Annotated in this window: 19 protein-coding genes; 9 read left to right on the forward strand and 10 right to left on the reverse strand. The window is 71.3% G+C overall.

The window, feature by feature from the left end; genetic code table 11:
* Positions 1 to 4: 4 nt before the first annotated feature.
* A complete protein-coding gene (locus ACE101_RS22965) occupies positions 5 to 1,507 on the reverse strand; it encodes a leucyl aminopeptidase (RefSeq protein ID WP_379134556.1) in 1,503 nt (500 codons plus the stop codon).
* A 276-nt stretch (positions 1,508 to 1,783) separates the two neighbouring features.
* Here ACE101_RS22965 and lptF point away from each other — a divergent pair, with 276 nt between their 5' ends.
* Genes lptF through rsmA form a run of 5 tightly spaced genes read left to right on the forward strand, consistent with a single transcriptional unit; the run spans position 1,784 to position 8,605 of the window.
* Positions 1,784 to 2,950: an LPS export ABC transporter permease LptF gene (gene lptF / locus ACE101_RS22970; RefSeq protein ID WP_379134558.1), complete on the forward strand. Its 1,167-nt coding sequence runs from the start codon at positions 1,784 to 1,786 to the stop codon at positions 2,948 to 2,950.
* Between the two features lie 7 nt (positions 2,951 to 2,957).
* The gene (lptG, locus tag ACE101_RS22975) at positions 2,958 to 4,046 is read left to right on the forward strand and encodes an LPS export ABC transporter permease LptG (protein ID WP_379134562.1); all 1,089 of its coding nucleotides are present in this window, start codon (positions 2,958 to 2,960) and stop codon (positions 4,044 to 4,046) included.
* 44 nt (positions 4,047 to 4,090) lie between these two features.
* On the forward strand, positions 4,091 to 6,712 hold the full coding sequence (locus tag ACE101_RS22980; RefSeq protein ID WP_379134564.1) for an LPS-assembly protein LptD: 2,622 nt from the start codon (positions 4,091 to 4,093) through the stop codon (positions 6,710 to 6,712).
* 19 nt (positions 6,713 to 6,731) lie between these two features.
* Positions 6,732 to 7,736, forward strand: a complete 1,005-nt coding sequence (gene pdxA / locus ACE101_RS22985; RefSeq protein ID WP_379134567.1) for a 4-hydroxythreonine-4-phosphate dehydrogenase PdxA — start codon at positions 6,732 to 6,734, stop codon at positions 7,734 to 7,736.
* Positions 7,733 to 8,605, forward strand: coding sequence for a 16S rRNA (adenine(1518)-N(6)/adenine(1519)-N(6))-dimethyltransferase RsmA (gene rsmA, locus ACE101_RS22990; protein ID WP_379134569.1), 873 nt, complete (start codon positions 7,733 to 7,735; stop codon positions 8,603 to 8,605). Before pdxA ends, rsmA begins: the two co-directional genes overlap by 4 nt.
* 4 nt (positions 8,606 to 8,609) lie before the next feature.
* Here the strand turns inward: rsmA and ACE101_RS22995 are convergent, their stop codons facing one another.
* From ACE101_RS22995 to ACE101_RS23035, 9 genes are all read right to left on the reverse strand, one after another.
* Positions 8,610 to 9,410 (reverse strand): bestrophin-like domain, encoded by an 801-nt coding sequence (locus ACE101_RS22995; RefSeq protein ID WP_379134571.1) that lies wholly within the window; start codon positions 9,408 to 9,410, stop codon positions 8,610 to 8,612.
* Between the two features lie 142 nt (positions 9,411 to 9,552).
* Positions 9,553 to 10,515 (reverse strand): Tim44 domain-containing protein, encoded by a 963-nt coding sequence (locus ACE101_RS23000; RefSeq protein ID WP_379134574.1) that lies wholly within the window; start codon positions 10,513 to 10,515, stop codon positions 9,553 to 9,555.
* 203 nt (positions 10,516 to 10,718) lie between these two features.
* Positions 10,719 to 11,846 carry an ATP-binding protein gene (locus tag ACE101_RS23005; protein WP_379134576.1) on the reverse strand — a complete coding sequence of 376 codons (1,128 nt, stop codon included), beginning with the start codon at positions 11,844 to 11,846 and terminating at the stop codon, positions 10,719 to 10,721.
* 149 nt (positions 11,847 to 11,995) lie between these two features.
* Complete coding sequence (locus ACE101_RS23010; RefSeq protein ID WP_379134579.1) at positions 11,996 to 12,349, reverse strand: SUF system Fe-S cluster assembly protein; 354 nt, start codon at positions 12,347 to 12,349, stop codon at positions 11,996 to 11,998.
* 212 nt (positions 12,350 to 12,561) lie between these two features.
* A complete protein-coding gene (locus ACE101_RS23015; RefSeq protein ID WP_379134582.1) occupies positions 12,562 to 13,803 on the reverse strand; it encodes a cysteine desulfurase in 1,242 nt (413 codons plus the stop codon).
* Between the two features lie 137 nt (positions 13,804 to 13,940).
* The gene (sufD, locus tag ACE101_RS23020) at positions 13,941 to 15,260 is read right to left on the reverse strand and encodes a Fe-S cluster assembly protein SufD (protein ID WP_379138865.1); all 1,320 of its coding nucleotides are present in this window, start codon (positions 15,258 to 15,260) and stop codon (positions 13,941 to 13,943) included.
* Between the two features lie 2 nt (positions 15,261 to 15,262).
* Positions 15,263 to 16,015 (reverse strand): Fe-S cluster assembly ATPase SufC, encoded by a 753-nt coding sequence (sufC, locus tag ACE101_RS23025; RefSeq protein WP_379134584.1) that lies wholly within the window; start codon positions 16,013 to 16,015, stop codon positions 15,263 to 15,265.
* A gap of 146 nt (positions 16,016 to 16,161) precedes the next feature.
* Positions 16,162 to 17,631 carry a Fe-S cluster assembly protein SufB gene (gene sufB / locus ACE101_RS23030; RefSeq protein WP_379134587.1) on the reverse strand — a complete coding sequence of 490 codons (1,470 nt, stop codon included), beginning with the start codon at positions 17,629 to 17,631 and terminating at the stop codon, positions 16,162 to 16,164.
* A gap of 68 nt (positions 17,632 to 17,699) precedes the next feature.
* Positions 17,700 to 18,875 carry a cysteine desulfurase family protein gene (locus ACE101_RS23035; RefSeq protein WP_379134590.1) on the reverse strand — a complete coding sequence of 392 codons (1,176 nt, stop codon included), beginning with the start codon at positions 18,873 to 18,875 and terminating at the stop codon, positions 17,700 to 17,702.
* A 267-nt stretch (positions 18,876 to 19,142) separates the two neighbouring features.
* Between ACE101_RS23035 and ACE101_RS23040 the strand changes: the two genes are divergently transcribed.
* From ACE101_RS23040 to ACE101_RS23055, 4 genes are all read left to right on the forward strand, one after another.
* Positions 19,143 to 19,802, forward strand: a complete 660-nt coding sequence (locus tag ACE101_RS23040; protein WP_379134593.1) for an alpha/beta hydrolase — start codon at positions 19,143 to 19,145, stop codon at positions 19,800 to 19,802.
* Between the two features lie 183 nt (positions 19,803 to 19,985).
* Positions 19,986 to 20,951, forward strand: coding sequence for an endonuclease domain-containing protein (locus ACE101_RS23045; protein ID WP_379134596.1), 966 nt, complete (start codon positions 19,986 to 19,988; stop codon positions 20,949 to 20,951).
* Positions 20,948 to 21,607, forward strand: a complete 660-nt coding sequence (locus ACE101_RS23050; RefSeq protein WP_379134599.1) for a hypothetical protein — start codon at positions 20,948 to 20,950, stop codon at positions 21,605 to 21,607. Before ACE101_RS23045 ends, ACE101_RS23050 begins: the two co-directional genes overlap by 4 nt.
* On the forward strand, positions 21,604 to 24,738 hold the full coding sequence (locus ACE101_RS23055) for a helicase HerA domain-containing protein (RefSeq protein ID WP_379134602.1): 3,135 nt from the start codon (positions 21,604 to 21,606) through the stop codon (positions 24,736 to 24,738). Before ACE101_RS23050 ends, ACE101_RS23055 begins: the two co-directional genes overlap by 4 nt.
* The last annotated feature ends 56 nt before the right edge of the window (positions 24,739 to 24,794 follow it).

Raw genomic sequence — 24,794 nt, forward strand, 5'->3', positions numbered from 1 at the left:
GACGTCAGCCCTCGTAATGGTCGCGCACGAGGCGGTCGAGGAGGCGCACGCCCCAGCCGGAGCCCCAGGACCGGCTGATCTCGCTCGACGGCGCGTTCATGCCGACGCCCGCGATGTCGAGATGCACCCAGGGCACGTCGTTGACGAAGCGCTTGATGAAGTGCGCCGCCGTCGCCGAGCCGCCGTGGCGCCCGCCGGTGTTCTTCATGTCGGCGAACTTCGAGTCGATCAGCTTGTCGAAGCCCGGCGAGAGCGGCATGCGCCAGACCTTCTCGCCCGTCGTCTCCCCCGCCGCGGAGAGCCGCTCGGCCAGCTCGTCGCTGGTGCTGAACATCCCCGCATATTCCTGGCCGAGGGCGACCAGGATCGCCCCCGTGAGGGTGGCGAGGTCGATCATGAACTTCGGCTTGTACTCCTGCTGGACGTAGGTGATCACGTCGGCGAGGACGAGCCGCCCCTCGGCATCGGTGTTGATGATCTCGATGGTCTGGCCCGACATCGCGGTCACGATGTCGCCCGGGCGCTGCGCCTTGCCGTCGGGCATGTTCTCGACGATGCCGATGGCACCGATGGCGTTCACCTTGGCCTTGCGGGCGGCGAGCGCGTGCATGAGGCCGACGACGCAGGCCGCGCCGGCCATGTCGCCCTTCATGTCCTCCATGCCGCCGCTCCCCTTGATGGAGATGCCGCCGGAATCGAAGCACACGCCCTTGCCGATGAAGGCCACCGGCGTCTCGGAGGAATCGTCGGCGCCATTCCAGCGCATCACGACGGTGCGGGCCTCCTTGGAGGAGCCCTGCGCCACCGCGAGGAGGGCGCGCATGCCGAGCTTGCGCATCGCCTTCTCGTCGAGGATCTCCACCGAGACGCCGAGCTTCTCCAGGGCCTCGGTCCGGCGCGCGAATTCCTCCGGATCGAGCACGTTCGGCGGCTCGTTGACGAGTTCGCGGGCGAGGATCACGCCCTCGGCCACCGCGTCGGAGGCCCGCAGGGCCTTCTTGAGCCCGCCGGATTCGGCGGTCAGCACCGTGACGCGGCCGCCGCCGTTCTCGTCGCCCTCGCCCTTCTTGCTCTTGTAGCGGTCGAACTTGTAGGCGCGCAGGCGCAGGCCCAGCGAGAAGGCGGCGGCGGCCTCCGAGGTCGGGATCCCGCCGGCCCAGTCGAGCACCACGAGGGCCCGGCGCCCGCCGATCTTGGACGAGGCGACCCCGCCGAGCGTCGCCCAGTCGAGCTTGTCCCGCTCGCCCTCCGGCCCGAGCCCGATCACCACCAGCCGGTCGGCCTTCAGGCCCGCCGGCGCGGTCACCACCAGGGTGCCGTTCGCCTTGCCCTTGAACCGCTCGACGGCGGCGGCCCGCGCCACGATGTCGCCGGCCGTCTCCCCGGCGACCTCGCGCGCCCGGGCCGAGAGGGCGAGATCCTCGCCCACGAACAGGACGAGGTCGCTCCCCTCTTCCGCCTTCGCCGATCCGAAGGGCTCGAACGCGATGCTGATACCGTCCGCCATGACGCTGCTTTCAATCCGTGAAGGGAGTTGCCGACGCTGCGATCCCTTTGTGTAGCGGGGGGCCGCCGCCGAACGCAACGCGGCCCGCGCGACCGGGCCGGGGGTCCGCTCCGTCACGATCCGGCGAGGTGCGCTGTGACACCGGGCGCGCAGGGACGACGAAATCGCCCGCAAAAGGCCGCCTTCCGGGTGCTTGCGACGGTGGCGGCGCTTGTGCGGGGAGGACCCGCGGCTTAACCGGAGCGCTGCGGGAGGGGGCCCGACCGCGACGAGCCGATGAAGCAGATCGAGCGATACATCTTCCGCATCGCGCTCAGCGCCTTCCTGGCCTGCCTCGCGGGCCTGACCGGCGTGATCTGGGTCACCCAGGCGCTGCGCGAACTCGACCTCATCACCGCCAAGGGCCAGACGCTGCTGATCTTCTTCCTGATCACCGGCCTGTCGATCCCCGCCCTGCTGACGATCGTCGCCCCCGTCGCCCTGTTCATGGCGGTGGTGCATGCCCTGAACAGGCTCAACGGCGATTCGGAGCTCATCGTGATGAGCGCCGCCGGCATGTCGCCGCGCCACCTGATGCGGCCCTTCCTGACGCTCGCGCTCATCGTCAGCCTCGCGGTGGGCTTCCTGACCATCCAGGTGCTGCCGTCGAGCTTCCAGGAGCTGCGCGACCTGCTGACGCGGGTGCGGGGCGACTTCATCGCCAACGTGGTCCAGGAGGGGCAGTTCACCAGCCTCGACAACGGCATCACCTTCCATTTCCGCGAGCGCGGCCCCGGGGGCACGCTCCTCGGCATCTTCATGCAGGACCGTCGCGAGGCCGGGCGCAGCGTGGTCTACCTCGCCGAGCGGGGGCAGGCCGTCGATCTCGACGGGCAGACCTATCTCGTGCTGGAGAAGGGCAGCATCCACCGCCAGCAGCCCAACAGCCGCGACGCCTCGATCATCACCTTCGCGCGCTACGCCGTCGACCTCGCGGCCTTCACGCCGCCGGACACGGACACGGTCTACAAGCCGCGCGAGCGCTCGACCGCCCAGCTCCTCTTCCCGGACCCGAACGAGCATTACTACAAGCTCGTTAAGGGGCGCTTCCGGGCCGAGCTGCACGACCGCCTCACCGCCTGGCTCTACCCGCTGGCGATGGCGCTGATCGCCTTCGCGGCGCTGGGCGACCCGCGCACGACCCGCCAGGGGCGGGGGCTCGCCATCGCGGGGGCGGTGGCGGCGGTGGTGGGCCTGCGCATCGCCGGCTTCGCGGCGGCGAGCGCGGCGGTGCGCAGCCCCGCCGCCGCAGCGGCCCTCTACGCGGTGCCGCTCGCGGCGATCGGGCTGTCCGTGCTGGTCGCCTTCCAGGGGGCGCGGCTGCGCGCCTTCAACGCCGCGCTCGCCGCCCGCCTGCGCGCCGCCTCCGCCGGGCGGGCGCGGCTGCGGCCGAGCCACGGGTGAGGGCGCGATGCTGATCGGCGCCACCCTCGGCCGCTACATCGCGGCCCGCTTCCTGCGCATGATCGCGGGGGTGTTCCTCACGGTCTTCGCCCTCGTCTACACCCTCGATTTCGTCGAGCTGATGCGGCGGGCGGGAGAGACGCAGGGCATCGGCGCGCTCACGGTGGCGCATCTCTCGCTCCTGCGCACCCCCACCATCGCCGAGCAGATCATGCCCTTCGCGATCCTGTTCGGGGCGATGGGCGCGCTGCTCCAGCTCAGCCGCAAGCTCGAACTCGTGGTGGCGCGGGCGGCCGGCATCTCGGCCTGGCAGTTCCTGCAACCGGGCGTCTTCGTGGCGCTCGCGGTCGGCGCCCTGATGGTGGGCGCCTACAATCCGGTGGCCGCCGCGCTCAAGCAGCGCTCCACCGAGGTCGAGGCCCGGATCTTCGCCAAGTCCAACAAGGGCGGCTCGGGCAAGGACCTGTGGATCCGCCAGCGCAGCATCGACGGGCAGGCCATCGTGCGGGCGGAGACCGCCATCGAGGGAACCACCACGCTCGCCGGGGTGACGCTGTTCACCTTCGACGACGAGGGCGCCTTCGCGCAGCAGATCGAGGCCCGGCGGGCGGTCCTGCACGACGGCTACTGGGAGCTGCAGGACGCCCGGGTGCTCGCCAAGGATTCGCAGCCCGAGAGCTACGACACCTACCTCGTCGCCTCGAACCTGGTGCCCTCGCAGGTGCGCCAGCGCTTCACCCCTCCGGATTCCGTGCCTTTCTGGCAACTGGGCGACACGATCGCACGCACCGAGCGGGCCGGGCTCGATGCCACGCGCTATCGTTTGCAGCGGGCGGTGCTCCTCGCCCGGCCGATGCTGTTCGTGGCGATGGTGCTGGTGGCCGCCTCCGTTTCGTTAAGGTTCTTCCGGTTTGGTGGGATCGGCCGGATGGCGCTGGCGGGCGTGGCGGCGGGCTTCGCGCTCTACGTCGCCCGGCAGGTGATGGAGGGCCTCGGCGCATCGGGGATCGTCGCCGCCCCGGTGGCGGCGTGGTTCCCCGCCGTGGTAGGGAGTTTGCTCGGTACGCTCGCGCTTCTGTACCAGGAGGACGGCTGATGCCGCACCTCCGGTCGAAGGCCGCGACGGCAACGGGTGCAGGGATGGGTCGAGTCGTGCGTACGGTCGCCGCGCGGGCGGTCGATGTCATGTTGGCGGCGTTGCCGGCCTTGCTGCTGACGGCGGGGTCGTCCGATCCCGCGCGCGCGCAGGCCACGCTCGGCGACCGCGTCCATGCGGGGACGGCCAAGGGCGCGGGCAAGGCCGGCGGCCAGGAGCGCCTGCTCGTCGAGGCGCAGGAACTCGTCTACGACAACGACCGCAACACGGTCTCGGCGGTCGGCAATGCCGAGCTGCATTACGGCGCGCGCACCCTGCAGGCCGACCGCGTCCGCTACGACCGCGACACCGGCCGCGTCTTCGCGGAGGGCAACGTCCGCCTCACCGAGGAGAACGGTGCCGTCGTCACCGGCGACCGGATGGAGCTGACGGACGACTTCAAGAACGGCTTCGTCGATTCGCTGCGCGTGCAGCAGACCATCGAGCCGCGCGGGCGCCCCGCCCGGGTGCGCTTCTCGGCCCCCCGGGCCGAGCGCGCCAACGGCGAGACCACCACCTTCGAGCGCGGCACCTACACGGCCTGCGAGCCGTGCAAGGACCATCCCGAGCGCCCGCCCCTGTGGCAGGTGAAGGCCGCGCGAATCATCCACGACAACACCGAACGCAAGATCTACTACGAGGACGCCACCGTCGAGGTCGGCGGCGTCCCGGTGGCCTACCTGCCGTATTTCTACACCGCCGACCCGACCGTGCGGCGCGAGACCGGCTTCCTCGCGCCCCACTTCGTCAATTCGAGCGTGCTCGGCTACGGCATCGGCACCCCGTTCTTCTGGAACATCGCGCCCGACTACGACCTCACCGTCACGCCGACCTTCGCGACCAAGCAGGGCGTGCTCGGCCAGCTCGAATGGCGCCAGCGCCTCGCCAACGGCTTCTACAACCTGCGGCTCTCCGGCATCTTCCAGGCGACGCCGAGCGTCTTCCTCCCCGCCCCCCTCGGGCCGGGCGACCGGGAGTTCCGCGGCTCGATCGAATCCGCCGGCCAGTTCTATCTCAGCCCGCAATGGCGCGCGGGCTGGGACGTGGTCGGCGTCACCGACAAGTGGTTCCTGGACAATTACCGCATCCGCAACCAGGCGATCACCACGGATTATTTCCGGGAGGCGGTGTCCACGGCCTACCTGATCGGCCAGGGCGACCGCTCGTGGTTCGAGGCGCGGGCCTACTACTTCAAGGGCCTGTCCACCTACGACTGGCAGAAGCAGCAGCCGATCGTCGCCCCGATGGTCGACTACGACAAGCGCATCAACGGCCCCGCCCCGCTCGGGGGCGAGGTGCGCTTCCAGATGAACTTTCAGAACCTGATGCGCGACGCGACGCAGTATCAGGAGATCCCGCGCACCCGCAGCTACCTGCTGACGCCCACCGTCAACGGCAATTCCTACGCGCTCTACCCGACCTGCTCGGTGTTCGAGCGCGGACGCTGCATCGTGCGCGGGCTCGCCGGACTCGATACCCGCCTGTCGGCGCAGGTCTCCTGGCGGCGCGACTTCGTGGACGAGTTCGGGCAGGTCTGGCAGCCCTTCGCCTACCTGCGCACGGACGCCTTCTACGTCGATCCGAACACGCGCTCCTACCAGAACAACGAAGTCACCAACCTGTTCTCGCCCGACGTCGACTTCTCCGGCCGGGTGATGCCGGCGGTCGGCCTCGAATACCGCTATCCCTTCGTGGCCGATCTCGGGGGCTGGGGCGTCCACACGGTGAGCCCGGTCGCGCAGATCATCGCGCGGCCGAGCGAGACGCATATCGGGCGGCTGCCGAACGAGGATGCCCAGAGCCTCGTCTTCGACGACACCTCCCTGTTCCAGTGGGACAAGTTCTCGGGCTACGACCGGGTCGAGGGCGGCGTGCGCGCCAATCTCGGCGCCGAATACGCGATCACCACCCGCACGGGCTTCCACGTCAACGCGATGTTCGGCGAGTCGATCGCGGTGGCGGGCGTGAACTCGTTCCGGCGCGGCGACATCGCCAATGTCGGCCTGAATTCCGGCCTGGAGACGCAGGGCTCGGACTTCGTGTCCCGCCTGCAGATCTCGCCGAACCAGAACATCAGCTTCATCACCCGGGCGCGGTTCGACAACGACACCTTCGCGCTGAAGCGGCTGGAGACCGGCCTCTTCGCCAAGTTCTCGCCGTTCCTGCCCCTCGATACCTCGCTGCTCTACGCCCGCTACGCGGCGCAGCCGGAACTCGGCTTCGACCACCGCCGCGAGGGCATCCAGGCCTCGGCCACCTACAGCATCACGCCGAACTGGTTCATCACCGGCTCGCTCCTCGTCGACCTGTCGCACTACCTCGAGGTGCGGGAACTCTACACCACCTCGCTCGACGCCTATCTGCTCAACCCGGTCGGCACGCCGCCGGTGACGCCGCGCGGCAACAAGTTCTACGTCTCCTCGACGAATATCGGCTTCGGCTACCGCGACGAATGCACGACGGTGTCGCTGAACTACTATTCGTCGCCGATCGAGACAGCGGTGGGCCTGCGCGAGCGCAACCAGACGGTGCTGCTGCGGCTCGAACTGCGCACGCTCGGCGAGGCGAACCTGCGCCAGAACATCAGCACCAGCACGACCGACGGCATCGCCACGACGGTGCGGTGAGCCCCGGCGGGAGATCGCGATGAGCCATTGCCTGGCCCTCACCCAGGGCGATCCGGCCGGCATCGGCCTGGAGATCACGCTCCAGGCTTGGGCGGCGCGCGAGGCGGCGGGGCTCGCGCCCTTCCTGCTGATCGGCGACCCCGATCTCGTGGCGGAGCGGGCCGCGCGCCTCGGCCTCGCCGTGCCGGTGGAGCGGGCCGGTCCGGAGGGGGCCGCCGCGGTGTTTCCCCGTGCCCTGCCGGTGCTGCCGCTGCCCGACCGGGTGACCGCCGAGCCGGGGCGGCCGGATCCCGCGACCGCGCCCATGACCCTCGCCGCGATCGAGACGGCGGTGCGGCTGGTGCGCGAGGGCCGGGCCGCGGCCGTGGTGACGAACCCGATCGCCAAGCACGTGCTCTACGCGGCGGGTTTCCGCCATCCGGGTCACACCGAGTATCTCGCGGCGCTGGCGGCCGGCCCCGACGGGGTGGCGCCGCGGCCGGTGATGCTGCTGTGGTCGGACGATCTCGCGGTGGTGCCGCTGACGATCCACGTGCCCCTGCGCCGCGTGCCCGACCTCCTCAGCGTGGATCTCGTGGTCGAGACCGCCCGCATCGTCGACCGGGACCTGCGGGCGCGCTTCGGCCTCGCCCGGCCGCGTCTCGTTCTGGCGGGCCTCAACCCCCATGCGGGCGAGGCGGGCAGCATCGGCACCGAGGACCGGGACGTGCTCGCCCCGGCAGTGGCGCGGTTGCAGGTGGAGGGCATCGCCATCCGCGGCCCGCTCCCCGCCGACACGCTCTTCCACGCGAGGGCGCGGGCGGAATACGACGTCGCGCTCGCCCCGACCCACGATCAGGCGCTGATCCCGATCAAGACGCTCGCCTTCGACGAGGGGGTGAACGTGACGCTCGGCCTGCCCTTCCTGCGCACCTCGCCCGACCACGGCACGGCCTTCGACATCGCCGGGCGCGGCATCGCCAAGCCCGACAGCCTGATCGCGGCGTTGCGCCTCGCCGGCCGGCTCACGGCGCCGCGCGCATGAGTGCCGATGGCAGGAGTGCGGACGGCCTGCCGCCCCTGCGGGAGGTCGTGCGCGCGCACGACCTGTTGCCCCGCAAGGCGCTCGGCCAGAACTTCCTCTTCGACCTCAACCTGACCGGCCGGATCGCCCGCGCGGCGGGGCCGCTCGCGGGCGTCACGGTGGTGGAGGTCGGTCCGGGCCCCGGCGGCCTCACCCGGGCGCTGCTCGCGGAAGGGGCGGCCCGGGTGATCGCGGTCGAGCGCGACCCCCGCGCCCTGCCGGCGCTCGCCGAGATCGCGGCGCATTATCCCGGCCGGCTCACGGTGGTGGAGGCGGACGCGCTCGCCTTCGATCCCCGCCCCCATCTCGGCGCGGGCCCGGCCCGGATCGTCGCGAACCTGCCCTACAATGTCGGCACGCAACTCCTGACCGGCTGGCTCACCGCGCCGGACTGGCTCCCCTGGTGGGATTCGCTCACCCTGATGTTCCAGCGGGAGGTGGCGGAGCGGATCGTCGCCGACGAGGGCGACCGGGCGAATTACGGGCGCCTCGGCGTGCTGTGCGGCTGGCGCACGGAGGCCAGGATCCTGTTCGACGTGCCGCCCTCGGCCTTCGTGCCGCCGCCGAAGGTCACGTCGAGCGTGGTGCGGCTGGTGCCGCGCTCCGCCCCCCTGCCCTGCCGGGTCGGCGCGCTGGAGGCCGTCACCGGCGCCGCCTTCGGGCAGCGCCGCAAGATGCTGCGCCAGAGCCTCAAGGGCGCCACGCCCGATCCCGCGCCGCTGCTCGCCGCCGCCGGCATCCCGGAAACGGCGCGGGCCGAGGAGGTGCCGGTGTCGGGCTTCGTGGCGATGGCGCAGGCGCTGGATGCGGGCCGGAACCCGCCGTCCTGATCGTTCAGCGTGCCTCGGCGGCGGGTTTCACCGCCATCTGCGCCAGCGCGGCCCACAGGGGCGCCGCACTCACCGGTATCGGCCCGTCGAAGGGGCGCTCGTGGAGGGCGACGAGGCCGAGGGTCGAGACCATGCCGGCGGAGAAGATCACCATGGCGGCGATCTGGGCGCGCGGCTTGTCGAGATGCACGAGCGCCAGCGCCACCAGGGTCAGGCCGGCCAGGATCATCAGCGTCAGCCATTTCGACTGGTCGATGGTGTTCTGGGCGAGGCTGAGGCGGTCGCCGCGGGCGGCGCGCAGGCGCAGCACCGTGGTCAGGAGCGCGTTGTGGGCCGCAGGCCCGGCCTCGGCGCTGATCTGCGGCGCCGCCACGGCCTGGAGCAGCCGGCCCAGAGCCTCGCCGGCCCGGGGCGAGGATTCGCCGTCCTGCATCCGCACCCACTCGTCGGTGACGACCGCATCGAGATAGGCCGCGAGATCGGTGCGGATGTTCGACATGTCGGAGACGGTGGCGATGCTGAGATCGTAGGTCGCCAGGGCGCTGTCGCGCTCGGACTGCACGACCCGCACCGCCTGCCGCTGCCGCTCCCAGGCGTCGTTCGCGACGAACCCGGTCAGCAAAGCCAGCAGCACCGAGACGCTGCCGAAGAACGGGGCCACCACGCCGCCGAGGCCGAGGCAGAAGGCCCGGGTGGGTGGGGCGACGAGGATGAGCCGGATCAGCAGGATCGCGACGGCGAAGACGGCCGCGAGGAGCGCGAAGATCAGCCAGACGGGCTGATCGAGCCAGATACCGAGGATCACCGCTTCCCTCCGCCGAGATCCGGACCAGCTTAAAGCAGGATCCGGTGTGCGGAGCGTGACCGGCATCGATGAACGGGACGTGCAGAGGGGCCTCGAGGCCCCTCTGTCCGGGGTGCGCGGGGGCGCCCCCCGCGCGTCGGCCTTACCGGGTCTGCTGGATCGCCGAGAGGATCCAGGGCCCGCCGCGGTCGCGGCGGAAGGTCCAGACCTCGACCGCCTCGGGATCGCCGTTGGCGACGATCCGGCCGGAGCCGCGCTCCATCGTCACGTCGCGCAGGCTGTAGCGCATGGCGACGGTGGCGTAGTCGGTCGGGCCCTCGCGCCACGCTTCCGAGAGGTCGCCCTGCTGGAGCTTCACGTCGGAGATGCGGTTGATCACGCCGCGGGCGGCGTTGGCCTGCAACTCCTCGGTGAAGTAGCCCACCATCTCGGGCGTCGCGAGGCGGCGCAGCGCGGCGACGTCCTCGGCACCATAGGCGAGCTGGACCTGGGTCAGGGTGCGCTCGAAAGCCTCGTAATCCGCCGGGCCGATGCCGACCTGATCGGGCTGGGCCGGGTTCGGTCCCGGCCCCGGACGGGAGCCGCCTCCGAGGCCGCCGAGACCCGGCATGCCGGAGCGCGGATCGGGAGCCGGGCCCGAGCGGGCGTAGCCGCCGGCCATGGCCGGCTCGGCCTGACGGCGGCGGAAGAAGCGCACCGCCAGCATCACCAGGCCGACGAGCAGCGCCACTTGGATGAGGAAGCCGAGGAAGGACGCGATGCCGCCGAGGCCGCCGAAGAAGCCGCCGCCGAGCAGGGCGCCGAGGAGGCCGGCCCCGAGCAGGCCCGCGAAGAAGCCGCCGCCGAAGCGGCGCTGCGGCGCGGCCTGACCGAAGCCCGGATTGTTCATCGACGGGCCGGGCGTCGCCTGCGAGCGCTGCATCGGCGCCGCCATGCCGGGAGCCGTCGTGGTGGGCGCCGGCGCGGAGTAGGTGCGCGAGCCGCGCGAGCCCATGCTGGACGAGCCGCCCGGACGCGCTTCGCCGGCCGTCGTCGCCACGGCCATCAGGGCCGCGAGGCCGAGGGCCGCCGCCGTCCGGCGGTTGCGGGTGAAGGTGGTCATCATCGGTTCGTATCGCCTCACGCAGTCTACTCGGGCGCTCATCGCCCCATCGGGATATGGGGAGGCGCCCTGCGCAGTAAAAGGGACGGCGGATCGCGCCGCTGCGGAAGTCTGCTGGCTCCGCGGCCCGAGAATTCCCGACGCGGAGAACTTTCGCCAGGACGAAATTTTTTCGGATGAAAGGATTAACCCCGCAGGGTTCTTCGTCAGCCGTCGGGCCGCAGGCGCGGGCGCGGCAGCTCGGCGGCCGGAAAGGTGAGACGCAGGAGCGTGCCCTCGCCGGGCGTGCTGCGCAAGCCGACCGAGCCGTTCTGGCGCTTCATCAGGGCGTTCAGGATCGCGAGCCCGGTGCCACGGCCCGGCTCGCGGGTGGTGAAGAAGGGTTCGAGGGCCCGGGCCAGCACTTCCGGGGGCATGCCGCTGCCGGTATCGGCGACGCTCATCACCACGTGCCGGCCGAGCGTCCCGTCCGCCGCGACCCCTTCGCCGCCGTGATTGACGGTGGTGATGGTGACGTGGCCGCCCGCCGGCATGGCCTCGCGGGCATTGGTGAGCACGATCTGGAGGATCAGCTCGGTCTGCACCGGATCGAGGCAGGCCGGCCACAGGGCCTCGTCGAGGTCGAGGTCGAGGGCGATAGCGGGGCCGAGGATCGCCCTCGCCCGCCCGGCATAGGCCGCGAGCAGGGCGTTGAGATCGACCGGGCGCGGCTCGGGCCGGTGCTTGCGCGAGAAGGCGAGCAGATGGCGGGTGAGCGTGGAGGCGCGCTCGGCGGCGTCCGTCGCCCGGCTGAGGGCGCGTTGCACGAACGGATCGGGATGCTCGCCGAGCCGGCGCTTCAGCCCGTCGACGTAGCCGACGAGGATCTGGAGCAGGTTGTTGAACTCGTGGGCGACGCCGTTGGTGAGCTGGCCCAGCGCCTCGCGCCTCTGCGCCTGGCCGAGGGCCGATTCGACGTCGCGGCAGCGGGACATGTCGGTCCACTGGACGAGCCGCAGATCCGATCCGCTGCCCGCGGCCGTGAGGTAGAGCGCCGCCCACAGCGTGCAGCCGTCGCGCCGCCGCAGCAGGATCTCGGCGGTGGCGGCCTGGGGGGCGCGCAGCAGGGCGCGGAGCAGCCCGGCGGCCTCCGTCTCCCCGGCCAGGGCGGGAAGCGCCTGCCCGGTCAGCGCGGCGGGGTCCTCGCCGAGCGCGCGGGCCGCGGCCTCATTGGCGAAGCGGATGGTGCCGCCCTCCCCGAGGAGGAGCGTCGGCAGGGGCGAGCCGGCGAGCGTGGCGAGCGGGAGAACGGCCGGTATCCCCGGTGCGGCATCGGGCGCGAGCACATCCGACACGACAGCCCCCCGCTCGCGGCGGGATCCGCCGCATCTCGTTCCGGTCCCAGGGACCGCTCGGGCCCCGGCAGGATCTTACGCCCGGCCGGAGACCGTGGCGAGTCGCCGAAGGGAGGGGCTCGGCGAGAGGCGCTTGGAAGGAGGGGCGGCTACCACATGTCGAGGGCGACGCGGGCCTCGTCGGACATCCGGCTCTGGTCCCACGGCGGGTCGAACACCATGGTGACCGAGCAGCCCTGCACGCCCGGCACGGCCGAGACCGCGTTCTCGACCCAGCCCGGCATCTCGCCCGCGACGGGGCAGCCCGGGGCGGTGAGGGTCATGTCGATCCGCACGTGCCGGTCGTCGCCGATATCGACCTTGTAGATCAGGCCGAGCTCGTAGATGTCGGCGGGGATCTCCGGATCGTAGACGCTCTTCAGCGCGGCGACGATGCCGTCGGTGAGCCGGTCGAGTTCCTCCGGCGGAAGAGCGGAGCCGGTCTCGGGATTAGCTTCGGTCATCGGCGGTCCCTGGAACATGTCCAACCAACAGCGGCGGAGACCGCTCTCCGCCCGGACATGCGTATGATCATCGATCTAAGCAGGTTTCGCAAAAGTGGCCACCGGTTTTGCGACAAAAACCTGCGACACACCAAGAGCCTAAGCGGACGAAGCGCTGGCGCGCCAGCGCAAGTCTGCCTCGCCGCGCTCGGCCGCTTTCGAAAGGGTCTCCCTCACGCGAACATCATCTCGGCCTTGGCGAGCGCGGCGACCAGCGCATCGACCTCCTCGGCGGTATTGTAGAGGCCGAACGAGGCGCGGCAGGTCGAGGTGGTGCCGAAGCGGCCGAGCAGCGGCATCGCGCAATGGGTGCCGGCCCGCACCGCCACGCCCTGGCGGTCGATGACGGTGGCGATGTCGTGGGCATGCGCGCCCTTCATCTCGAAGGAGATCACGCCGCCCTTGCCCTTGGCCCGGCCGATGATGCGCAGGCTGTTCATGGCGCCGAGGCGCTCATGCGCGTAGGCCGTCAGCGCCGCCTCGTGGGCGGCGATCCGCTCGCGGCCGAGATCCATCATGAATTCGAGCGCGGCCCCGAGGCCCACCGCCTCGACGATCGCGGGCGTGCCCGCCTCGAAGCGGTGCGGCGGCTCGTTGTAGGTGATAGAATCCTGCGTCACCGTCTGGATCATCTCGCCGCCGCCCTGGTAGGGGGGCAGGCGCTCCAGCCACTCCTTCTTGCCGTAGAGCACGCCGATGCCGGTCGGCCCGTAGACCTTGTGGCCGGTGAAGGCGAAGAAGTCGCAGTCGAGGTCCTGCACGTCGATGGTCTGGTGCACGGCGCTCTGGGCCCCGTCGAGCAGCACCGGCACGCCGTGCGCGTGGGCGATGCGCACGATCTCCTTGGCCGGCGTGATCGTGCCGAGCACGTTCGACATGTGGGTGATCGCCACCATCTTGGTGCGCGGCGTGAACAGCTTCTCGTATTCCTCGACGAGGAAGTTGCCCTCGTCGTCCACGGGCGCCCACTTGATCACCGCGCCGCGGCGCTCCCGCAGGAAGTGCCAGGGCACGATGTTGGAGTGGTGCTCCATGATCGAGAGGATGATCTCGTCCCCCTCCCCGATCAGCCCGGCCCAGCCCATGGACGAGGCGACGAGGTTGTAGCCCTCGGTGGCGTTGCGGGTGAAGATGATCTCGTCGGTGGAGCGGGCGTTGATGAACTGGCGCGTGGTCTCGCGCGCACCCTCGAAGCCCTCGGTGGCGGCGTTCGCCATGTAGTGCAGGCCGCGATGGACGTTGGCGTAGGCCGTCTCCATGGCGTTCGTCATGGCGTCGATCACGGCCTTCGGCTTCTGGGCCGAGGCGGCGTTGTCGAGATAGACGAGCGGCTTGCCGTAGACCGTCTGGGACAGGATCGGGAACTGGGCCCGGATCGCCGCGACGTCGTAGGGCGGGAGGACGGGTGCGTTCATCGCGTCACGCTTTCTCGGTCAGGCGTCCGGCCCCCTCGCGAGGGCGGGATGATGGTGGAACGGCGGTCGTCGCGGGGAGCGCGATTACCCTCTCCCGGGTGGGAAAGGGGCCCCGCGCCCCCTCGCGCGACGAAAGCTCACCGCCGCGCGGCGAGCCAGTTCTCCACGATCGCGATCATCGCCTCGCGGGCGCCCTCGTGGGTGATCGCCTCGATGGCCTCGCCCAGGAAGGCCTGGACCAGGAGCCCCTCCGCCTGGACCCGCGGCAGGCCGCGCGCCATCAGGTAGAACAGCAGATCGTCGTTGAGCGCGCCGCAGGTGGCGCCGTGGCCGCAGGCCACGTCGTCGGCGAAGATCTCCAGCTCCGGCTTGTTCATCATCTGCCCCTCGTCGGTGAGGAGGAGGCAGTCCGACTTCATCTTGCCGTCGGTCTTCTGGGCGATCTGCTGGACGATGATCTTGCCCTGGAACACGCCGGTGGCGTCGCCGTCGATCACCGTCTTGAACTGCTCGCGGCTGACGCCGCCGACGGCGGCGTGGTCGGCGAGCAGGGTCGAGTCGCCGAGCTGCCCGTCGCCGAGCATCGTGGCGCCGTTGACGGTGGCGGTGGCGTCGTCGCCCGCGAAGAGCAGGTTGATCTGGTGGCGGGAGAAGACCGCGCCGGCCGCGACGTTCACGGTCTCGACGTGGGCTTTGGCGCCGAGCTTCACCGAGATGGTCGAGAGAGCGACCGCGTCCCGGCCCTCGCGGTTGAGGCGCGTGTGGCGCAGCACCGCCCCGTCACCGATCACCGCGTCGAGGGCGTCGTTGGGCTGGTAGGCGACGCCCGCCGGCCCCTCGTGGCTCTCGAACAGGGTGAACTCCGCCCCCTCCTCCAGCACCACGAGAGTGCGGGTGGCCGTGGAGAAGGCCTCCGTGCCCGTGCCGACGAAGCGCAGATGCACCGGCCGCTCGACCTTGAGCCCGGCCGGAACCCGGATCAGCACGCCATCCGCCATGAAGGCGGTGTTGAGCTGGTAGATCGGGTTCTCGCGCGCCTGGGCGACGGGGGTGAACAAGGCCGTCAGCGCGTGGCCCTTGGTCAGGGCCTCGACCAGCGGCACCACCTCGACGCCCTCGGGCATGGCGCCGAGATCCGAGAGGGCCGGGACGAGGTGGCCGTTGACGAAGGTGAGCCGCGCCGCCTCGACGGTGGCGAAGCCCTCCGCCTTCATCACGGCGGTGCGGGCGGCTTCCGGGGTCGGGGCCTCGGCCGGCGGCGCGGCCTCGCGGAGCGCGGCGCGCAGGTCGGAATACTTGAAGGCCTCGACCCGGCGATGGGGCAGGCCCGCCGCCTCGAAGAAGCGGAAAGCCTCCTCGCGGGCGATTCCGGAGCCGGGCAGCTTCATCCGCCGGACCTCGAACAGCTTCGACAGGGCGGTCTCGGCCGCCGTGCGCAGGGTGGTGATCTCCGCCATGGTCACGCGGCCTCGGCGCTGCGGTACTCGGCGTAGCCGCTGGCTTCGAGCTCGAGGGCGAGGTCCTTGCCGCCCGAGCGCACGACGCGGCCCTGGGACATGACGTGCACGGTATCGGGCACGATGTGGTTCAGGAGCCGCTGATAGTGGGTGATCACGAGGAAGCTGCGCTTGGGGTCGCGCAGGGCGTTCACGCCCTCCGAGACGATGCGCAAGGCGTCGATGTCGAGGCCCGAATCGGTCTCGTCGAGGACGCAGAAGCGCGGCTCCAGGAGCGCCATCTGCAGGATCTCCATGCGCTTCTTCTCACCGCCGGAGAAGCCGACATTGACCGCGCGCTTGAGCATCTCGCGGTTGATCTCCAGCGTGTCGGCGGCGGCGTAGACGCGGCGCATGAAGTCCGGCGTCGACAGCTCCTCCTCGCCGCGGGCCTTGCGCTGCGCGTTGAGGGTCGCCTTGAGGAAGCTCATGGTGGCGACGCCCGGGATCTCCAGCGGGTACTGGAAGGCCAGGAACACGCCGGCCGCGGCGCGCTCGTCCGGGCTCATCTCCAGGATGTTCTCGCCGTCGAGGAGCACCTCGCCCTCCAGCACCTCGTAATCCGCCTTGCCGGCGATCACGTAGGAGAGGGTCGACTTGCCCGAGCCGTTCGGGCCCATGATGGCGGCCACCTCGCCGTCGTTCACGGTGAGGTCGAGGCCGTTGAGGATGCGCTTGTCCTCGATCTGAACGACGAGGTTCTTGATTTCGAGCATGGTCTTGTCACCGTCAGGTCGGGACGAGCGGCCGCGATCAAGGGCCGCGATCGTCCACGGATCACGAATGGAACGGCGCCCGCCGCGGCGGGGCGGACCCCGGCGGCGGGCGGGTGCGGTCGGCCATCGGCGACGCGGATCCCGCGTCAGCCCACCGAGCCTTCGAGGCTGATCGAGATCAGCTTCTGCGCCTCGACCGCGAACTCCATGGGGAGCTGCTGGAGCACGTCGCGCACGAAACCGTTCACGATCAGCGCCCGCGCCTCCTCCTCCGACAGGCCGCGCTGCTGGCAGTAGAACAGCTGGTCCTCGGAGATCTTGGAGGTGGTCGCCTCGTGCTCGAAGACGGCGCTCGCGTTCTTCGACTCGATGTAGGGCACCGTGTGCGCGCCGCACTGGTCGCCGATCAGCAGCGAGTCGCAGTTCGTGAAGTTGCGCGCGTTCGCCGCCTTCTTGTGCGCCGAGACGAGGCCCCGGTAGGTGTTCTGCGAGCGGCCGGCCGAGATGCCCTTCGAGATGATCCGGCTCGTCGTGTTCTTGCCGAGATGGATCATCTTGGTGCCGGAATCGACCTGCTGCATGCCGTTCGACACCGCGATCGAGTAGAACTCGCCCCGGGAACCGTCGCCGCGCAGGATGCAGGACGGGTACTTCCAGGTGATCGCCGAGCCGGTCTCGACCTGCGTCCACGAGATCTTCGAGTTCGCGCCGCGGCAATCGCCGCGCTTGGTCACGAAGTTGTAGATGCCGCCGCGGCCCTGCGCATCGCCGGGGTACCAGTTCTGGACCGTCGAGTACTTGATCTCGGCGTCGTCCAGGGCGATGAGCTCGACCACGGCCGCGTGGAGCTGGTTGTCGTCGCGCCGCGGGGCCGTGCAGCCCTCGAGATACGAGACGTAGGAGCCCTTGTCGGCGATGATCAGCGTGCGCTCGAACTGGCCCGTGTCGCGCTCGTTGATGCGGAAATAGGTCGACAGCTCCATCGGGCAGCGCACGCCCGGCGGGATGTAGACGAACGAGCCGTCCGAGAACACCGCCGAGTTCAGCGTCGCGAAGAAGTTGTCGGTCACCGGCACCACCGAGCCCAGGTACTTGCGCACCAGGTCCGGATGCTCGCGCAGCGCCTCCGAGATCGGCATGAAGATGACGCCGACCTTGGCGAGTTCGGCCTTGAAGGTGGTCGCCACCGAGACCGAGTCGAACACGGCGTCCACCGCCACGCGGTTCTCGGGCGCGATGCCTTCCAGCGCCTCGACCTCGCGCAGCGGGATGCCGAGCTTCTCGTAGGTCTTCAGGATCTCGGGGTCGATCTCATCCAGCGACTGCGCCGCCTTCCGCTTCGGAGCGGCGTAGTAGTAGAGATTGTCGTAATCGATCTTGTCGTACGACACCCGCGCCCATTCCGGCTCCTTCATCGTGAGCCAGCGGCGATAGGCGTCGAGCCGCCATTCCAGCATCCATTCCGGCTCGTCCTTCTTGGCCGAGATGAAGCGGATCACGTCCTCGGAGAGGCCCTTCTCGGACTTCTCCATCTCGATCGTGGTCTCGAACCCGTACTTGTACTGATCGACGTCGATAGCGCGAACGCGATCGACCGTCTCCTGCACTGCAGGCATTCCCGTCTCCTACCGCTGACGGCTTCAAGGGCCGCGGGTTGATGACACGGCCGGTATGGGGCGCGCGATCACGCCGCCCTCTCCCGACGCTTATATAGGGTGGCCAGCAGCCGATCGAAGACCGTCAGGAACCGGTCCCTGTCCGATTCACGACTGGTCCACCCGAAACTGATGCGCAGGGCGCAGGCCGCCAGGGCGGGCGGGACGCCCATGGCGGCCAGCACCGCGGAGCGCCCGACCTTGCCCGAGGCGCAGGCCGAGCCCGACGATACCGCGACCCCGCCGAGATCGAAGGCGATGAGCGCGGTGGCCGCCTCCAGCCCCGGCACCGCGAGGCAGACGGTGTTCGGCAGCCGGGCCGCACCCGCTCCCGCGACCACGGCCTCGGGCGCCCGGGCCAGGACCGCCGCCTCGAAGGCCTCGCGCAGGCCCGTCAGCCGCGCGGCCTCCGCGGCGAGGTCGCGCCCGGCGATCTCCGCCGCGACGCCCGCCCCCACGATGCCCGCGAGGTTCTCGGTGCCGCCGCGCAGCCGCGCCTCCTGCCCGCCGCCGCGGACGAAAACCGGATCGAGGGTGACGTCCGCGGCGAGCGCCACGGCGCCGACCCCCTTCGGCCCGGCGAGCTTGTGCGCCGAGACGGTCACGGCGTCGAGACCGGAATTGGCGAAATTCAAAGGAATCCGCCCGGCGGCCTGGACCGCGTCGCTGTGCACCAGCGCCCGCCCGTGCCGGCGTGCGAGCGCGACCACCGCGCCGAGGGGCTGGAGCACGCCGGTCTCGTTGTTGGCCGCCTGGAGGGAGATCAGCAGGCTCTCGCCCGCGAGCGCGGCGAGCCGGGCTTCGAGATGCGCCAGATCGACCACGCCCTCCGCGTCGACCGGCAGCAGCTCCGTCGCCTCCGGAGCGAAGCGATGGCCGGCGAGCACGCAAGGGTGCTCGCTCGCCCCGACGAGGAGGCGCGTCGGGGCCGGCGCGCCCTGCCGTCGCAGGGCCCCCGACAGGACCGCGTTCGCGCCCTCCGTGCCGCCGCTCGTGAAGGTCACCCGGGCGGGCGCCGCGCCGAGGAGGGCCGCGACCTGGGCCCGGGCGTTCTCCAGCGCCGCGCGGGCCGCCCGGCCCTCCCGGTGGACGGAGGACGGGTTGCCCGGCAGGTCGAGGAGCGCGCGCGCGACCGCCTCCGCCACCTCGGGCCGCACGGGCGCGGTGGCGTTGTGGTCGAGATAGACGCGGTCTCCTGCCTGCACGTCGCGATGCCCTTGCCGATTTCCTTTGCCTTGCCCCCGGGGGGACGTGCTAAGGCGCGGTCGAAACACGCGTTCTGCACGCTGCCGAGCGGCTGGCGAGCGGCCCGCGAATGTGCCGGCCCCTCTTTTTAGAATTGTTCTAACGCAATAGAACTGTTCTAAGGGTGCTTGTAGGGGAGCCAACCCCCGAGTCAAGGCTCGCGCCTGACGGATGCATTCGCGCCGCACCCACGATCGTCCGGAGCGTCGAGCCCGAAAGGTCCGTGAATGCCCGAGGTCATCTTCGCCGGTCCGGCCGGCCGCCTGGAAGGGCGCTATCAAGCGCCGAAGCAGAGGGGCGCCCCGATCGCCATCGTGCTGCATCCGCACCCGCAGTTCGGCGGCACGATGAACAACCAGATCGTGTACAATCTCTTCTACACGTTCGCGAATCGCGGCTTCGCGGCCCTGCGCTTCAATTTCCGCGGCGTTGGGCGCAGCCAGGGTTCGTTCGACCACGGCGCGGGCGAGCTGTCGGATGCCGCCGCGGCCCTGGACTGGGTGCAGGCGGTCAACCCGGAGGCGCGCGCCTGCTGGATCGCGGGCGTGTCCTTCGGCTCGTGGATCGGCATGCAGCTGCTGATGCGCCGGCCGGAGGTCGAGGGCTTCATCTCCATCGCCGCCATGGCGAACCGCTACGATTTCAGCTTCCTCGCCCCCTGCCCCTCCTCGGGCCTGTTCGTGCACGGCTCGGAGGACCGCGTGGCCCCGGCCCGCGAGGTGATGCCGGTGATCGAGAAGGTGAAGACGCAGAAGGGCGTCGTCATCGAGCACCAGATCGTCGAGGGCGCCAACCACTTCTTCGACGGCAAGGTCGACGAGCTGACCCAGACGGTCGACACCTACCTCGACAAGCGCCTCGGCAAGAAGGACGAGGAGGCCGCGTAGACGGTCTGACGGCTGGCACCGGCCCCGGTCGGCGCCGCCACTTTCAATTGCCATCCCGCATTGCCGAACGACTTGAGGTTCGGTAACGATAGCCCTCGGACCGGCCAAGCTGACTTTGCGGCCGGTCGGGGAGACGGGCTCCGTGCGGCGCGCAGCGATCGGCGATGTCGGGACGGGGCGGCCGTGACGCCGCCCACCATCGCACCCGCGGGGATCGTCGGGCGGATCGCCGATCTGGCACCGGGCCGGCGCCTCGTCCTCACCGGCATCGACCGGGACGGGGTGCGCAGGCTGCTCGCTTGCGGCGCGCCCAGCCGCAGCGTCCTGGCCCTGCCCGCCGAATCGTGGCCCGGCGCCGACGCGGTGATCGCGCGCCTGCTCGATGATCTGGCGGATCTCGCCCTCGCCCTCTGGCCGCGCTGGCACGGCGGCGAGGATCCTCCCGCGGCATTCCCCGTCTCCGGCCCCTGGCTGAAGGCCGCGATGAAATGCGCCGCCGCCGGGCGCCCGCCGCGCTTCCGGCGCACCGCGCCGGCCTTCGAGCTGCGCCAGCTCATCGGCGCGGTCGATCCCCTGGGCGTGATCCTGGCCGCCGGCATCGATCCGGTCGCGCCGGCGCGGGCGGCGCCGGTGATCGCGGCCCTCGAATGGGCGCTCGGGCACGGCGCGGCCTGCGTCATCGCCTGCCCGGTGCCGCCCCCGCCTGCCCCGCCCTACGACCGGATCCTCTACGGCGCCCTCGCGGTCGCGCCGCCGCCCGAGCCGGCGGGCGCCCGCTTCCTCGCCCGGCCGTCCCGGGCGCATCCGGCGAGCGCCACCGAGCAGCGGATCGAGGCCGCCCTGCGGCGCGACCCCGAACTCGGCCCGCTCTTCTCCGCCAACGAGACCGTGCCCCTGCCCGGCTACGGGGCGCCGCGCGTGGACCTGCTCTGGCGCGCGGGCCGCGTGGTGGTGGAACTCGACGGTCCCGAGCATCGGACCGACCCGACCTTCGGCAACGACCGCCATCGCGACTACGAGCTGCTGGTCGCGGGCTATCGGGTGCTGCGCATCACCAACGAGCAGGTCGAGACCGACCTGCAACGGGCCGTCGAGAAGATCCGCGCGGTGGTGCGGGTCCGGCGGGCGGAAGGAGGCTTGTGCGGATGAGCGAGACGCTGACGCCCCGGCGGGGGTTGATCCTATGGTGCCTGCTCGGCCGGCAGGGCCGCGCGCTCCAGAGCGAGATCCGGCCGAAGATCCAGAAGCTCGACCGCGAGGCGCTGATCGAGAACGGCTATCTGGCGGCGGCGAAGCAGGGGCGCTCGCTGCGTCTCACGGTCACCGACAAGGGCTGGCGCTGGGCCGGCGAGCACCTGCGCGACCCGCTGCCGGACAATGCCCGCGTGCTTCAGGACTGGCTGGGACTGATCCACCGCCACCTCGACGCGACGGGGGCGACGCTGGCCGACCTGATCGGACAGGCTCCCGAACCGGAGCCTGTCGCGAAGGCGCCCGCCGCGAGAAGCGCCGCCAAGCGCCCCAAGCCGCCGGGGCCGCAAGCCCTGCGGACGCGGATCGAGGCGGCCTATCTGGCGCTCACGGAGGGCCGGAAGTCGGAATCCGTGCGGCTGAGCCGGCTGCGGGCGGAGCTGGCCGATCTCGACCGCGCCACCGTTGACGCCGGGCTCGCCCGCATCCTCGCGGGCGACAAGACCGCCCGGCTCGGCCAGATCACCGATCCGCGGGCGATCGACGCCGCCGAGCGCGAGGCCGCCTTCAGCCCAGCCGGCGAAGCCTTCCATCTCCTGTGGATCCAGGCATGACCAACGCCCTCGACGCCCTGCAGCGGGTGGATTTCGACTGGGTGCGCACGCTCGACAGCGTGTGGACCGACACGCCGGCCGACCCCGGCCCCAACAGCCACCTCGTCGCCGGGCTGGTGAGGGACCTGCACCAGCGGGCGAAGACCTCGGACGATCGGCCCAAGGGCTGCGTCCTCGTCGGCCAATCGGGCATCGGCAAGACCCATCTGGTCGGCGAGATGCGCCGGGAGGTCTGGCGGTCGGGGGGCTGGTTCGTCCTGCTCGACGTGCTCGGCCTCACCGATTTCTGGCGCAGCACCGCCCTGAGCTACCTCACCGCCCTGCTGCACGAGATGCCGGACGGGCGCCGCCAGTTCGAGGCGGTGCTCGCCGGGGTGGCGCGGCGCTTCAACGTCGAGCAGCAGGTCGACGAGGCCTTCAACACGCCCGACATCGACGCCCGCCGCATCGTCGATCTGCTGGTGAAGGCGCTGATGCGGCTCGACATGGCCCGGGCGCTCAAGCATCAGGACGTCTTCCGCGCCCTCTGCCTCCTGCGCGCCAACGACATGAGCGCGGTCGGCCTCGCCCATGCGTGGCTTCAGGGCCACGATGCCGACGAGGAGGCGCGCAAGGCTCTCGGCTTCCTCAGCCCGCCGCCGCCGGCCGCCGAGCTGGTCGCCGGGATGTCCTGGGTGATGAGCCTCGCCGGTCCGACCCTGGTCGCCGTCGACCAGATCGACGGCTTGGTCAGCCCCGCCAGCATCACCACCACCGACGATTTCGAGCCCGGCCCCAGCCTCGCTGCCGTCCTCGCCGCCGGCCTGCTCGCACTGCACGACGTCCGCCATCGCGGGCGCACGGTGATTACCTGTCTGCATGACTCGTGGGATCGAATCCGCGAGCAGGGCATGCAGTCAGCGATCGAGCGCTTCGAGGCGGCGATCGGCCTCGTCGGCATGAACGACCGCGCCGCCGCGACCGCGCTGATCGTCAACCGGCTGGCGCCGGCCTACGCGGAGGTGGGCTTCACGCCGCCCTCGCCGTCCTGGCCCTTCAGCGAGGCGGCGATCGCGGGTGCTGCCGCCTCCGGCATGATGCCGCGCACCATCCTGATGCGCTGCGACGCCTTCCGCCGCGCCTGCATCGAGCAGGGGGCCGTCAGCCGCTGCGACAGCCTCGCGGCGATCACCACGACGACGGTGACCGGTCCTCAGGACCCGGGCTTCGACCTCGCCGCCGCCCGCAAGGCGGCCGACATCACCGGCCTCCTCGACGAGGACGGCGCCCTCGGGCCCCTCCTGCGCGACGCCTTCGACCTCTACGCCCTCCAGGCCGAGCCCGAGGATGAGGTCGACATCGTCAACAAGGGCGATCCCGACCAGAGGATCCCGCCGCTGCACGGCCGGCTCACCTTCATCTTCCACGCCGAGAACGACCGCGAGCGGCATGTCTGCTACCGGGCGCTGCCGCACCTGAACGCCATCGCCTTCCAGGCGCGGCTGCGGGCGGCCCTCACCGCGTCGGGTATCTCGACCCGCATCCCCGACCGGGAGCTGGTGCTGGTGCGGCGCGGCGCGCTGCCGAGCGGCGCCAAGACGCGCCAGCTCGTCGAGGCCTTCACCAAGGCCGGCGGCCTGCTGATCGACCCGGCGGACGACGACCTGCGGACGCTGGCGGCCCTGCGCGACCTGCGCAGCCAAGCCGCCGCCCAGGCCCGGCTCGGCGCCTTCGAGACCTGGCTCCGGAGCGAGCGTCCCCTCGACGGGCTCGCCTTCTTCCGGGCGATCGGCCTCGGCGGCGAGCCGGCAGCGGAGGCGCCGGTCGCGCCTCCCGTCGTCCCGACGCCCCCGGAGCGCGCACCCGCACCCCCCGCACCGCGCGAGCCGACCCCGCCCGCGCCGGCCACGCCGCCGGACGCGATCCCGGTCGGCCGCCGGATGACGCCGGAAGCCGAGCCGGTGGCGCTCGCCACAGCGCTGCTTCCGCGGCACACCGCCATCATCGCCGGCTCGGGCTCGGGCAAGACGGTGCTGCTGCGCCGCCTCGTGGAGGAGGCGGCGCTCGCCGGCATCCCGGCCATCGTGATCGACCCGAACAACGACCTCTCGCGGCTCGGCGATCCCTGGCCCGAGCGGCCGCCCCAGTTCACGGCGGAGGACGACGCCAAGGCGGCGCGTTACCGGGACCACGTGGAGGTCGTGGTCTGGACACCCGGCCTGCACGCCGGCAATCCGCTGTTCCTCTCGGTGATGCCGGACTTCTCGGGGCTCGGCGACGACCGCGACGAGCGTGCGCAGGCGGTCGAGATGGCGGCCGAGACCCTGGGCCCTCTGGCCGGCGCCCGACGGGAACTCCAGCGCGGGGTGCTGGCGGATGCCTTGCGCCTGTTCGCGAGCCGGGGCGGCGGCGACCTCGCGGCCTTCACCGGGCTCCTCGCCGAGCTGCCGGACGGCGTGAGCCGGATCAGCAACGCGGAGAAGCTCGCCGCCGGCATGGCCGACCAGCTCCACGCCGCGGTGGCGACGAATCCGCTGCTGCGGGCCGAGGGCGCGGTGATCGACCCGGCCCTGCTGTTCCACGGTCCCGACCGGAGCCGCACCCGGATCTCGGTGATCAACCTGTCGGGACTCGCCTCGGAGGCGGGCCGGGAGGATTTCGTCAACCGGCTTCAGATGACCCTGTTCGGCTGGATCAAGAAGCATCCGTCGCCGCGGGGCCTGCTCTACGTGGTCGACGAGGCGCAGATCTTCCTGCCCGCCCAGCGGCAGGCGCTCAGCCTCGGCAGCGGCCTCAAGCTGGCGGCGCAGGGCCGCAAGTACGGGCTCGGGATGATCGTCGCCACGCAGGTGCCGCGCGGCATCCACAACCAGATCGTGTCGAACTGCACCACGCAGTTCCTGGGCCGGCAGAGCAGCCCGGCCACGATCGGGGCGGCACAGGACATCCTGATCGCCCGCGGCGGCAGCGGCGGCGATATCGGCAAGCTCAATGCGGGCGAGTTCTACTTCTCGACCGAAGGCAGCGGCCGGCCGGGCAAGCTGCGCACGCCGCTCTCCCTGAGCCACCACCCGGCGAATCCGCCCGCCCCGGACGAGGTGGCGGCCCGGGCGCGGGTGTCGGCCGAGCGGGTGCGGCGGGGTGCGGGGTAGGGGCGGGCCCTCAAAGGCCGAGGCTCGGTCGATTTTATGGAGGGCCGCCCGCGGCC

It is taken from the genome of Methylobacterium carpenticola (assembly GCF_042748905.1).
GTDB classification, from domain to species: domain Bacteria; phylum Pseudomonadota; class Alphaproteobacteria; order Rhizobiales; family Beijerinckiaceae; genus Methylobacterium; species Methylobacterium carpenticola.